Origin of the sequence: Rahnella sp. CG8 (assembly GCF_023701875.1) — a bacterium.
GTDB classification, from domain to species: domain Bacteria; phylum Pseudomonadota; class Gammaproteobacteria; order Enterobacterales; family Enterobacteriaceae; genus Rahnella; species Rahnella aceris.
This window is the reverse complement of record NZ_JABAED010000002.1, coordinates 78,176-90,431: the sequence shown is the minus strand read 5'-3', so window position 1 is coordinate 90,431 and position 12,256 is coordinate 78,176. Positions and strand designations below refer to the sequence as shown.

Below are 12,256 nucleotides of genomic sequence, written 5' to 3'. Positions count from 1 at the left end.
AAAATCTGGCACTAATCTGCATTCCGGAAGCCCGTTTTTACTGGCTTGCAGGCATTATTCAGCACAAATCACTAAGTTCCGCATTATTTTCATAGGAAGATTCCTATTTTGAACTAATGGTATACGGAAGAGTGAATTTTTACTGTGGAATGATGTCCACAAGCTGAATTCTGTTCATTTGTCGGTCTCATTATGAAGCCGTAAGCACCACCCTGGCGTGCTGCAATTTGCAATCTTTCCCTCTCAGTATCACTCAAATCCGGAAGCCATCCCAACACGACACTGTAGTTACCCGTCTGCAAGGCTTTCTCCATCGCATCTACCGTCGACATCGCCGTAATTTGATTAACTTGCACCATCTTATCCACCGGCAGACCTGACTGAGATAACCAATGACGGCTCAGTTTTTGTTGAGGTGTGAGCCACAACAACCAGCGAGACTGCATACCCAGGTGTTGCAGTAAGGGCAGTAATAACTGCGCAAAAGCAGGTTGGCTCGCACTATAGACGAACTCAGTGATCAGACCATTATTCAAGGATGCAGACGTATTTACCTGTGACGGAGTGACGGGCAAAGCAAGCTGACTAAAATGATGATTTGTATGGTGTTGAGTTCGCATAATGATGTACTCCAGTGAGTTACTGTATTTATGTACAGTACTCTGGCGGTGAGCAAAGATCAACCCAATTTTTCCAAGATATCTCGCAAATTTTGAAGGCAACAGGCTGTAACGGCATTTTATGTTTGTTGGAGTTCATAAGATTGCGTATTTTGCTTTTAGCTGTTTTGGTAACTCAAAATGGAAGCAAGGGATTAACGTGAAAAGGATAACGCAATGATAAACAAATCAAAAAAACGAGTGCTTGAGTGTCTGGAGATTTTTGCCCCGTTGGGCAATATTCGTTCCCGCACCCAATTTGGGGGGATGAGCTTGTCCGCTGACCGCGTCATGTTCGCCCTGGTTTCTGATGGTGAACTCTATCTGCGAGCGACCGGAGAAACCGAAACTCATTTTCGCCGCAAAAAGATGGAGAGGCTGACCTATCGCAAGCGAGGCATGGATGTGCAGTTGCGTTATTTCAAAGTGAGTGCCCGGCAATGGAGTGATCACCAGGCACTGTGCGAGCTGGGCAGATTATCGTTGCAAGGGATGTTGCGGGATATAGAGCTGAAAAAAAACAACGAAGCGGTCCGATTGAAAGATTTACCCAATCTCTCGCTGGCGCTAGAAAGGATGCTCTGGCAAGTCGGCATTGAGAACTCGGGGGACTTGCGGTTACAGGGGGCCTGCCATACCTACCTCAAACTGTGTGCCATTAAAAAAAAGAATTTAGGGATTAATTTACTGATGGCACTCGAAGGGGCAATTTTGGGCTTCCATGAAGCCGCTTTGCCGATGGAATCCAGAGAGTCATTAACTCACTGGTTTAACCATCACCAAGAGCAGCTATCAACGGTTGTGCACTAAATTTGCGTAAGTTATCTGCAATTAGAGCCGATTTTGTGCCGGCAGGATCTTAGTATTAAGACTGGTGAGCTCAGGCAAATGAGCCACCAGTAATCCAATTTGCTGAAGCACGAGCTGCTCTTTACTGTCGATATCCGTTGTACGCATCTGAATACGTGCAGTGAGTTCACCGAGCGCGTGTTGGATGCGTTCTGCTTCAGAAGGCAGATGATGCAAAGCGCCGTCAACGCAGCATGCTGCATCATCCAGCAACCTCAGGGTTTCGGCATCATTGAGTTTTTCGCGATGGGCACCCAGCGCTGAAATGTAGCTCAGCATAGTATGATTGAGGCATAACAGGCGAAACGCCGCTTCGAGTGTCGCCGGTTCGTTATTTCTCTCAGAGCTCATGTTCGACACCACGGACGCCAGCTCGGCATCGCAATTATGCGCATCACGGCGGGCCAGACGGTACTCGAGACTGTTGTCTTTCCCCTGATGGTACTGCACCAGAATAGCATCAAGATAACGGCAATTAGCATCGAACGTTTTTCTGACCACCTTATCAAGTTGCCTGAATTTCCAGTCGGGCCATATAAAGGTCACTGCCGCCCAGGCGATACCACAACCAATCAGCGTATCGATTACTCTCGGGATAGCGACTTCAAATCCTTCGCCTAACAAATTGAAGCATAACAACACCAGAAGGGTGATGAACATTGTGGCCTGCGCGTATTGCACTGTGCGGAACGCAAAGAACAATAACCCGCTGATGACGATCAGAATCATTTGCCCGTCAACGGACGGAACGAAATACAAGATAGGGATCCCGAGAGCAATACCGGCGAGTGTTCCGATTATCCTCAGAGCTAACCTCCGGCGGGTCGCACTGTAGTTTGGTTGACAGACAAAAAGACTGGTGAGCAAGATCCAGTAGCCGTGATTTAAGCCGCTGACCTGAATGAAAACGTAGCCTACAAAGAGCACGACAGACATACGAATTGCATGACGGAACAACACCGATTGCGGCGTAAAATGGCGGGAAATGCGCAGCCAGATATCATCAAGGCCAGTCAGACGGTCTTCCGCAAACGGGCTTTTGCCGGTCTGGTTTTCCGGCAGAGACTGCTCCGACTCGATATTTGCCAGTTGCGCGTCAATCGCATGCAGATTGCGTAAAAGATGGCGTAACGCCTGTAATGTCTCACGGTGTTCGTGATGAGATTCCAGACGTTTGAGGGCTTCTTCCAGCCGGGAAAACGCCCGTTCGAACTGGCTGTTGTGGGTATATTGCTGGCGATAAAGAATGCATTGTGACAGCTGTAAACAGGCCCGCGCCTGCATGCTCATCAGGCGCTGAAAGCGGAACAGAATATCACTGTGATGAAATTGTTCACTGAGTTTGAGGTACTGCACGTGGGACGAGCTGGCGCGCTCATGAATATCCTGCACCACAAAATAATAATGTAATGTCCGGCGGGTCCCTTTCTGGCCACGATCTCCTTTCAGCCGGGTCTGTAGCGTATTTTTTGTTTGGTTCAGTGTGGAGACCAGTTGACCGTTGGCCATGGCCAGCTCGACCAGTTGCTGGTTGTTATCTTCCTGATCGGGATCAAACAACGTTGCTTTGGCTTCAAGATAAGCCGCCAGTTGCGTGAAACAGCGTGAGATCTGATCCTGTAACGGACGGATGGGGAAAATAATATGGCCAGCCAGCGTCAGCAGGTTATACCAGATAGCACCCGCAAGCAGGATCAGCGGTTGCTGATACCAGATGTGATACATGCTGGTGCCAAGCATCGTATATATGGCGATCAGCAACGCGCCGAAGGCAATCGTGGCATAACGCTGCCCCAGGGCCCCCAGCAGGATGAATCCGCAGGTTGAAATCATCAGCCCGGGCGCAAAAAGCCACGGATAGGGGAAGAGTAATTCTATGGATGCTGAAGCAATAAAAAAACAGACCAGAGTAATCAGCAAATTGCGCAGACGGCCAGCGAGACGATCATCAAGATCGGCAAGAGCCGCAGCAACCACACCGAGTGTAAGGGGGATTGTCAGCGTGAACTGACCCAACCACCATGGCAATGCCGCAGCCCCTGTCAGCGCAATGAAAATCCTGATGTGATAAAGAATATTGCTGTTATAGGCATAGCGCCGTAAACCGGGTGCAATAGAAAGCACGAAAAACCCACCTTAAAATTCAAAAATGTTGAAACATCGCAATCAGCGAATGCGTCCGTTTTCTCTCTGACGGCTTGCATTAGCTTCACGAACTTGCTTTGCCAGCTCGACGGAAACGACCCTGCGTCCTACCGGCCAGAGTGCAATGGCAGCAATTTTAAAGTTCGCAATGCCCACCGGAATACCGATTATGCTGATACATTGCGCGATACCGGCAACGATATGCGACAAGCATAACCACCAGCCGAAAAAAATAAACCAGAAGATATTCAACAGAGTACCTCCGCCGGACAGCAACGCGCTGCGTTTTTCCGGATACAGGTCATCGACATGTACGGCTTCATTGCCAAATGGCAGCAGTGAAAGACGGGTGATTTCCCAGCAAGAACGGGTGAGTGGCAGAGTAAAGATCAGCACGATACTGACCAGCGTAGCAAGCAGCCAGGCAAGCGTGGTGAAAAAACCACCTAAAACAAAGTTAAGAATATTGAGTACGGTACGCATGGCAGCTCTTCCCGAAGAGGTTAAAAAGTTGATAAATTTCGTGTTCACATAACGCAAACATACCTCTTATTCTACTCTGTTTTGGAGCGTGGATCGCCTGCGCTTATCAAAGGTAAACTCTTAAATGCTCTTGCATGTAAAATGTCAGGAATTAAAGAAAAACACGGTGTGATGATATGGAACTGAAATCGACCTCATTCGGGAAACATCTGGCGCAGCACCCTTATAACCGGGTGCGTCTGCTTAATGCCGGCGTGGAAGTCAGCGGCGATAAACATCACTATCTGATCCCTTTTAATCAGCTTATTCAGATTCGCTGCAAACGTGGCATCGTCTGGGGGGAGCTTGAATTTGAATTGCCGGAGCAAAAAGTGGTCCGGCTGCACGGCACCGAATGGCAGGAAACACAGCGATTTTATCAATACCTGCTCAATATCTGGCAGACCTGGAGTCTCGAGATGAGCGAGGTCAGCGCCGGAGTATTGCGCGGGCAGGTTGAAAAAATTACCCAGATTGAACAGCAAGACAAATGGTTCAAACGCATTGATCTGGCGGATGTGCAGAAAGACATTACTGAGGCATTTTCTGCGATCCCGGTGCCTGTTGAACGTCTTACTGAATTTGATAATTGTCGGGAAGATTATCAGACCTGTCTGCGCTGGCTTGAGCAGGGTAAACGCAGTGTCGACCGGCGCAATCTGGCTTGGACTGACAGGGTGATTGCTGATAACCGTGACTTTTTTGATACCGTTGAAGTGTCGCCGCTCAATGACAGCCAATGCCGCGCTGTCGTGAACGGTGAAGACGCGGTGCTGGTGCTGGCTGGCGCGGGCAGTGGTAAAACGTCGGTGCTGGTGGCGCGCGCGGGCTGGCTGTTGCGCCGTCAGGAAGCGCATCCTGAACAAATTCTGTTGCTGGCCTTTGGTCGTCAGGCAGCGGATGAAATGAACGGGCGTATCAAAGAGCGTTTGCATACTGAAGGCATCAAGGCCAAGACATTTCATGCGCTCGCTTTGCAGATTATCCAGGAAGGCAGCAAAAAAGCCCCCAAAATCAGCAAACTTGAAACCGATTCGAAAGCCCGGCGCAGCTTACTGATTAAGACATGGCAGCAGCAGTGTGCAGAGAAAAAAGTGCAGGCCAGCGGCTGGCGGCAATGGATGACAGACGAACTGGAATGGACCGTTCCTGAGGGTGATTACTGGAAAAATAAATCGCTGGCGGAGCGCCTCGGAAGCCGCCTTGAACGCTGGCTCAGCCTGATGCGTATGCACGGTGGCAGTCAGGCGGAGATGATCGAAAGCGCGCCGGAAGACGTCAAAGATCTGTTTACAAAGCGTATTCGTCTGATGGCACCGCTGATGAAAGCCTGGAAAACGGCACTGAAAGAAGAGGGCGCAGTGGACTTTTCCGGGCTTATCCATCAGGCAGTCAATATTCTGGAAAAAGGGCGTTTTGTCAGCCCGTGGAAGCATATTCTGGTGGATGAATTCCAGGACATTTCCCCCCAGCGTGCACTGCTGCTTTCTGCCTTGCGTAAACTTAACAAACATACCAGTTTGTTTGCTGTGGGGGACGACTGGCAGGCGATTTACCGTTTCAGCGGTGCGGAGTTGTCCCTGACCACGGCGTTTGCTGACAATTTTGGCGAAGGAGCGCAATGCGCACTGGATACGACTTACCGGTTCAATGACCGCATCGGTGAAATTGCCAATAAGTTTGTGCAGCAAAACCCTTATCAGTTGAAGAAGCCGCTGAACAGTCTGACCAAAGGCAACAAGAAAAATGTCGTGATACTGCCTGAGGACCAGATGGAAAAATTGCTGGATAAACTTAGCGGCTATGTCACCGTTGATGAACATATTCTGGTGCTGGCGCGTTATCACCATCTTCGACCGCAAATTCTGGAGAAAGCCGCGACCCGCTGGCCAAAGCTTAATCTTGATTTCATGACGATTCATGCCAGTAAAGGACAACAGGCTGAATACGTGATTATCGTCGGATTGCATGATGGCAATGACGGTTTCCCTGCGCCCGCGCGGGAATCTTTGCTGGAGGAAGTGTTATTGCCTGAACCGGAAAACTTTCTGGATGCCGAAGAGCGGCGTTTATTGTATGTGGCGATGACGCGTGCGAAGCATCAGGTCTGGTTGCTGCAGGATAAAGAACGTCCTTCCGTCTTCGTAGAACAGCTTGAAGATATCGGTGTACCGGTCCAGCGAAAACCATAGATAAGATCAATAAAAAGCCCGGCAATCGCCGGGCTTTTTACTTTTAAAAATCAGCCTATTGAATCATTATTCTTTCAGGCGTGACCACAGATAGCGCTGGTAGTCAGGAATAGTGATTTCGACTTCAGACTGGAACAACGGAGACTGGATCAGGAAGTCAGCAGTAGACAGATTGGTTGCCACCGGGATGTTCCATACGGTCGCCAGGCGCAGCAGGGCTTTCACATCCGGATCATGCGGAACGGCATTGAGCGGATCCCAGAGGAAAATCAGCATATCGATTTTGCCTTCGGCAATCAGCGCGCCCACTTGCTGGTCGCCGCCCATCGGCCCGCTTAGCATGCTTTTGACATTAATCCCGGTATTACGCTGAACCAGGTTACCCGTCGTGCCGGTGGCATACAGGATATGCTGCGAAAGCTCAGCAACGTTTTTATCAACCCATTTCAGCAGGGTACTTTTGCAGTGGTCATGCGCGACCAGGGCTATATGTTTTTGTTTTGCGATCGTGCGGGTCGTGTATTCCATCTAATTCCCTTCAACGCGAAAGTAAAAGTGGATCACAGAATACTGAAACTCCGTTTTACTGCATAGCTCAGGGGGAATAATTCGCCGTTAAGAAGGAGGAATGCGTGATGCAGATTAAGTTATGACGCGCGTTCCTGATTATCCGGCAGTTTTAACCAGAGTAACAACCGCTCAAAGCCAGCATTCGCGGCCAGACGTGTCCACAACGGGTGAAGATAAACGATAGAAATTTGAGATGTTGCGTCGGTGGCTAACGCAGATTTTTTATCCGTGCTGCCTTTGGCGAATGAAGGAACCGCCGCACGTGCGCCCGACAAATTATAAGTCATCATTAATTTTTCAGCGTCGGCAGTATGCCCGGGATTAAACATATTCAGGACGTCACGTTGTGTCGGTATCTGACGGCCTTGTTCATCAATGAGCTGATAATTCATCTGCTGGCTAAATTGTGTCGTTTCATTGTCGTTGCTCAGTTTTGGCAGAACGAAAGAAACGGAACGATTACTTTTAGCATTGAAGGTCACGATAAGGGCAGGCGAATGGTAGATTATCGGTGCCTGTTGAGCGACGGAACGGACATTTTTGCTGACCTGAAACAGAATCTGGTGCTGACCGCCATCGAGTTCAAGGCTGTCTGCGCCTTTAAGGATTGCGCCAGACATCTGTTTGCCATCGATTACCAGAACATCGACATCGGGGGACAATTTAAGTGAGGTCGCTGAAGCTGACACCATCAGGCTGAGACTCGCTAATGCGACCAGCGCATGACAGATTTTCATTCCTCTCTCCTCAGATACAACGTTGCTCATCCTCTATTATTCAGGAATGACGATTGTGTGTCAAAGTTTTACAAAATGTTTTAATTTCCCACCGACGTGATCCTGCAGCGGCTCTTTTTCACGTACAGACTGTCGAAATGGTCAGGCTGCGTTACACTTAATGCATACAGGCCAAAGGAGATAAACCCGTGCAAGACAATGATATCCGCAAGATTCTTGAAGAAGTGAAAACCATCGCGCTGGTGGGGGCCAGTGATAATCCCGGCCGACCAAGTTACGGCGTCATGGCGTATTTACTTTCTCAGGGCTTTGAGGTGATCCCGGTCAGTCCGAAGCTGGCGGGGCAGGAACTGCTCGGCCAGAAAGCTTATGGTTCTCTGGCAGAAATTCCCCATCCGGTAGATATGGTGGACGTGTTCCGTAATGCGGATGCCGCTTATGGCGTGGCGCAGGAAGCGATTGCGATTAAGGCGAACGTGCTGTGGCTGCAACTGGGCGTCATTAATGAACAGGCTGCTGTGCTGGCAAAAGAGGCCGGGCTGAAGGTGGTGATGGATCGCTGCCCGAAAATTGAAATTCCGCGACTGGGCATGGAAAAGTAAACGTCTGTGGATCCTGCCCGTAAAAAAACCGGCTACTGCGCCGGTTTTTATCTTTCATCTTGTCAGGAAAAAGCCATCATGCTCAGTTACGCAGTCGCGGTGCCTGTAACTGGTTACGGATTGAGGCTGCCAGGTCATCCAGCGAGGCTTGTTCAGGATGTGAACGTGCCGCTTCATGATCGATCTGAATTTCAGCCAGGTAAGTGTGAACCGGCTGACCTTCTTCATCTTCCATCACGACATGGTACCAGGGAGCGGTACGCATTGAATCATCAGCAACGACATCATTGACGTCAGGCTTATCGAGCGAATATTGTGCATCAACATCAATAACCACACCCAGATAACCTAACATTCTGTGGCGGACCTGCTGTCCGATACCGTATTTACTGGCAATCATAGTCACCTCCCAAAAATAATTCATTAATCTCTATATGGAGATAAAACGGGCTATTTCAAGTTTTGACCACGTAATCTGCTTAAAATTCGCGGGCGTGCCGCCGCAACAGCACACCGTGCTTATTTTGTCAGTTCATTACCAGGCAGGCGAACCCTTTCAGATATAGGCCTTCAGGGTAAGCGCCGGTCACCGGATGGTCGGCTGCCTGACGGAACTGCTCGACGAACTGGATCTCACGACCGGCATCCAGCGCCGCATCAGCCAGAATTTTCTGGAATAAATCTGTTGGCAACAATCCGGAGCAGGAGAAACTCAGCAGAATTCCCCCCGGACGTAACAGTTGCAACGCCAGCATATTAATGTCTTTGTAACCACGGCAGGCGCTTGCCAGCTGGTTTTTGTTCTCAACGAATTTCGGCGGATCCATCACGATCATATCGAACTGCTGGCCTTCGGTGCGGTATTTGCGCAGCAACTGGAACACGTCTTCACGCACGAATTCTGCTTTCGACAGATCCAGTTTATTCAGTTCAACGTTCTGACGGGCCACGTCGAGCGCTGCCTGGGAGGTATCCACGTTGATGACTTTTGTACAGCCGCCCATCAGCGCAGACACCGCGAAAGCGCCGGTATAAGAGAAACAGTTCAGAACGTTGCGGCCTGCGGCATAATTACGTGCGGCAAGGCGGCTGTCACGCTGGTCAAGATAGAAACCGGTTTTGTGACCTTCTTTAATATCCACCAGCAGGCTCATTCCGTGTTCCTGAATCGGCAACAAGGCTGGAGGCTCGTCGCCAAATACGTGTCCCTGAGCCAGTTCCAGCCCTTCTTTTTTACGCACGGCCACGTCGGAACGATCCCAGATTGCACATTCCGGATAGCAATGTTGCAGTGCAGCAATCAGCGGGGCACGCTGATATTCCGCACCGGCTGACAGCAATTGCAGCACCAGGAAATTCTGGAAGCGGTCGATAGTGATACCTGGCAGGCAGTCGGATTCCCCAGCAATCAGGCGGTAACCGTCCAGTCCGTCGCGCTTAGCGATATAATCGCGCCAGCTCTGCGCCTGTTGTAAACGGCGGATGAAGAACGCGATATCAATGTCTTCATCTTGTTTGAATGTCCAGACGCGCGCACGGATCTGCGAGGACGGCGAATAGGCGCCGCGCGCCAGCCATTTTCCCTGACTGTCTACAATATCTATAGTCTCGCCGGAATTGGCTTTACCTTCGATGCGCGAAACCGCGCCGGAAAACACCCACGGGTGGCGACGAAGAAGTGATTTTTCACGGCCTTTGGCCAGAATTAAACGTGCAGTCATAAAATTAGGTTCTGTCGGTTCGGAGACAAAAAAGAGCGACATTGTCCGGTCATGCAGGTCAAATTGCAACGAACCATACCGCTAACGGAGAGAATATTATGGCAACAGTCAGTATAGCCGCCTATGTGTACGGCATGGTGCAGGGCGTCGGTTTTCGTTTTGCGACACAGCATCAGGCCACCGGTCTCGGTCTGACCGGTTACGCGAAAAATCTTGAGGATGGCAGCGTCGAAGTGGTGGCGTGCGGAGAGCAGGAGAAAGTAGATCAGTTGCTAGCCTGGCTAAAGCAGGGCGGGCCGAAACATGCACGCGTTGATCGCGTACTGAGTGAACCGACCGCGCCTGGCAATTACAGCGATTTTAAAATCAAATACTGAAATCTTTCACAAGCACTTCACCGGTTTCGGCAGGCCCGCAATTTTGGTTGCCTGTTTGGCCGGACCTTTCGGGAACAGCCGGAACAGATAGCGGCTGTTGCCTTTCTCTTCGCCATATTTCTGCGCCATTGCTTTCACCAGCATGCGTACGGCGGGAGAAGTATTGAATTCGAGGTAAAACTCGCGCACAAACCGCACGACTTCCCAGTGGGCGTCAGTCAGAACGATCCCTTCTTCTTCCGCCAGCAGCGGCGCCATGCCTTCCTGCCACTCCTGACTGTTTTTCAGGTAACCCTGAGCGTCGGTTTCAATAACCTGACCTTCAAACTCCAGCATACAACCTCAAACCTGTAAAAATGCGGCAGTTAGTTTAGCAAAAACGCCGGTCAGACAAAATAAAAAGCCCCGCACGCAGGCGGGGCTTCGATCCACTTCAGGCTTTATCAGTTACGTGATGACAGGCCCAGAATGCTCAGCAGGCTGACAAAAATGTTGTACAGCGAGACATACAGGCTGACGGTCGCCCGAATATAGTTGGTTTCGCCGCCATGAATAATATTGCTGGTTTCCCACAGGATTGCGCCTGCGGAGAACAAAATAAACAGGCAACTGATCGCCAGTGACAGCGCAGGAATTTGCAGGAACAGGTTAGCGATAACCGCCACCAGTAGCACCACAAAACCAGCCATCATCATCCCGGACAGGAACGACATATCTTTGCGCGTGGTCAGCACATAGGCTGAACAGCAGAAGAACACCAGCGCAGTGCCGCCCAGTGCCAGCATAATAATGTCACCGGCACCGACGGAAAGCAGCGAACTCAGCAGTGGCCCCAGCGTATACCCCATAAAACCGGTCAGCGCGAAGGCAGATAAAATACCCGCCGGGCTGTTGGCTGTGCGGTAGGTCAGGAACATCAGGCCATAGAAGCCAACGATGGTCAGCAGAAAACCGGGGGACGGCAATCTCAGAACCGTACTTGCTGTCGCCGTAATCGCGGATACGCCCAAAGTCAGTGCTAACAGGAAATAAGTATTACGCAGCACCCGGTGCGTGCTTAGCAACGAGCCAGCGCGTGATGATGACGAAGATGCAACGATACGATCCATGCGGTTCATAATAAAATTCTCACTTAAGCCCTTCATACTTTGTGTCGCAGATGCGTTGGCTTCGCCCGGTCACCCGAATCACTTACCTGTGTAAGCTCATCGGGACTCCCTCTCTTGCCGCCTTCCTGCGACCCAAATTATTTTGGGTATCTAATTGGAGTCGGTGAAAATACAAACAGGTTGCAGTGTAAGTAGTTGCGGTGCGTCATTAAAGACGTTTTACCCTTCTTTACCTGCCCGGAGCGGGGCACGGCGCGGTATCCTGACGTCAAAATCACCGAAATGATGCTTAAATCGCCGCTTGCGAACCGAATGCCTGTTTTTCAGGCAATCAGAACAGAATCAGGCTTTACAAGCGGATCGGCACTGTTTATAGTTCGCTTCGTTGCGGAGGGGTGGCCGAGCGGCTGAAGGCACCGGTCTTGAAAACCGGCGATGGGAAACCATTCGAGAGTTCGAATCTCTCCTCCTCCGCCATAAACAACACAAGAAAGCTGCTAAGCAATTAGCGGCTTTTTTTGTCTCTGTTATTTATGCCCGACTTTGTGTACGCGGTTTAAATGCTCATAAAATCAACAAACTAGACTGAAAATAATATTTGCATCTTTTTTCCGGTCTTGTATACTACGCCCCGTACTGAGCGACTGAGGTCGTAACGTACTTGTTGTTTACGGAGGGGTGGCCGAGCGGCTGAAGGCACCGGTCTTGAAAACCGGCGATGGGAAACCATTCGAGAGTTCGAATCTCTCCTCCTCCGCCATAAACAACACAAT

13 protein-coding genes and 2 tRNA genes are annotated in these 12,256 nt (G+C 50.2%); 6 read left to right on the top strand and 9 right to left on the bottom strand.

What is annotated here, in order from left to right; translation table 11 throughout:
- Positions 1-113: 113 nt before the first annotated feature.
- Entirely contained in the window at positions 114-620 is a 507-nt protein-coding gene (gene sulA / locus HGO41_RS02420; protein ID WP_013574876.1) for an SOS-induced cell division inhibitor SulA, read from the bottom strand.
- Between the two features lie 216 nt (positions 621-836).
- Between sulA and HGO41_RS02415 the strand changes: the two genes are divergently transcribed.
- Positions 837-1,469, top strand: a complete 633-nt coding sequence (locus tag HGO41_RS02415; protein ID WP_013574877.1) for a TfoX/Sxy family DNA transformation protein — start codon at positions 837-839, stop codon at positions 1,467-1,469.
- Between the two features lie 21 nt (positions 1,470-1,490).
- On the opposite strand, the gene yccS is transcribed toward HGO41_RS02415, so the two are convergent.
- Both yccS and HGO41_RS02405 read right to left on the bottom strand, forming a co-directional pair.
- A complete protein-coding gene (gene yccS / locus HGO41_RS02410) occupies positions 1,491-3,632 on the bottom strand; it encodes a YccS family putative transporter (protein ID WP_013574878.1) in 2,142 nt (713 codons plus the stop codon).
- Positions 3,633-3,674: 42 nt separating this feature from the next.
- Entirely contained in the window at positions 3,675-4,136 is a 462-nt protein-coding gene (locus HGO41_RS02405; protein ID WP_013574879.1) for a YccF domain-containing protein, read from the bottom strand.
- A 176-nt stretch (positions 4,137-4,312) separates the two neighbouring features.
- Between HGO41_RS02405 and helD the strand changes: the two genes are divergently transcribed.
- Complete coding sequence (gene helD / locus HGO41_RS02400; RefSeq protein ID WP_121019476.1) at positions 4,313-6,367, top strand: DNA helicase IV; 2,055 nt, start codon at positions 4,313-4,315, stop codon at positions 6,365-6,367.
- Positions 6,368-6,433: 66 nt separating this feature from the next.
- Here the strand turns inward: helD and mgsA are convergent, their stop codons facing one another.
- Positions 6,434-6,895, bottom strand: a complete 462-nt coding sequence (gene mgsA, locus HGO41_RS02395; protein WP_013574881.1) for a methylglyoxal synthase — start codon at positions 6,893-6,895, stop codon at positions 6,434-6,436.
- Between the two features lie 119 nt (positions 6,896-7,014).
- Complete coding sequence (locus tag HGO41_RS02390; protein ID WP_112151749.1) at positions 7,015-7,674, bottom strand: DUF2057 family protein; 660 nt, start codon at positions 7,672-7,674, stop codon at positions 7,015-7,017.
- A gap of 188 nt (positions 7,675-7,862) precedes the next feature.
- On the opposite strand from HGO41_RS02390, the gene HGO41_RS02385 reads away from it, so the two are divergent.
- On the top strand, positions 7,863-8,276 hold the full coding sequence (locus HGO41_RS02385) for a CoA-binding protein (RefSeq protein ID WP_013574883.1): 414 nt from the start codon (positions 7,863-7,865) through the stop codon (positions 8,274-8,276).
- A gap of 82 nt (positions 8,277-8,358) precedes the next feature.
- Here HGO41_RS02385 and hspQ read toward each other — a convergent pair whose 3' ends face one another.
- Positions 8,359-8,676, bottom strand: a complete 318-nt coding sequence (gene hspQ, locus HGO41_RS02380; protein WP_013574884.1) for a heat shock protein HspQ — start codon at positions 8,674-8,676, stop codon at positions 8,359-8,361.
- A 127-nt stretch (positions 8,677-8,803) separates the two neighbouring features.
- Positions 8,804-9,997 (bottom strand): 23S rRNA (cytosine(1962)-C(5))-methyltransferase RlmI, encoded by a 1,194-nt coding sequence (rlmI, locus tag HGO41_RS02375; RefSeq protein ID WP_126124732.1) that lies wholly within the window; start codon positions 9,995-9,997, stop codon positions 8,804-8,806.
- Positions 9,998-10,095: 98 nt separating this feature from the next.
- Here rlmI and yccX point away from each other — a divergent pair, with 98 nt between their 5' ends.
- Positions 10,096-10,374, top strand: a complete 279-nt coding sequence (yccX, locus tag HGO41_RS02370) for an acylphosphatase (protein ID WP_013574886.1) — start codon at positions 10,096-10,098, stop codon at positions 10,372-10,374.
- A 6-nt stretch (positions 10,375-10,380) separates the two neighbouring features.
- Here yccX and tusE read toward each other — a convergent pair whose 3' ends face one another.
- Positions 10,381-10,710: a sulfurtransferase TusE gene (gene tusE / locus HGO41_RS02365; protein ID WP_013574887.1), complete on the bottom strand. Its 330-nt coding sequence runs from the start codon at positions 10,708-10,710 to the stop codon at positions 10,381-10,383.
- A 107-nt stretch (positions 10,711-10,817) separates the two neighbouring features.
- Positions 10,818-11,483 carry an FtsH protease modulator YccA gene (gene yccA / locus HGO41_RS02360; RefSeq protein WP_015689627.1) on the bottom strand — a complete coding sequence of 222 codons (666 nt, stop codon included), beginning with the start codon at positions 11,481-11,483 and terminating at the stop codon, positions 10,818-10,820.
- A 389-nt stretch (positions 11,484-11,872) separates the two neighbouring features.
- Between yccA and HGO41_RS02355 the strand changes: the two genes are divergently transcribed.
- Together HGO41_RS02355 and HGO41_RS02350 are read left to right on the top strand one after the other, a co-directional pair.
- Positions 11,873-11,960 (top strand) — tRNA-Ser (locus HGO41_RS02355).
- 195 nt (positions 11,961-12,155) lie between these two features.
- A tRNA-Ser gene (locus HGO41_RS02350) sits at positions 12,156-12,243 on the top strand.
- The last annotated feature ends 13 nt before the right edge of the window (positions 12,244-12,256 follow it).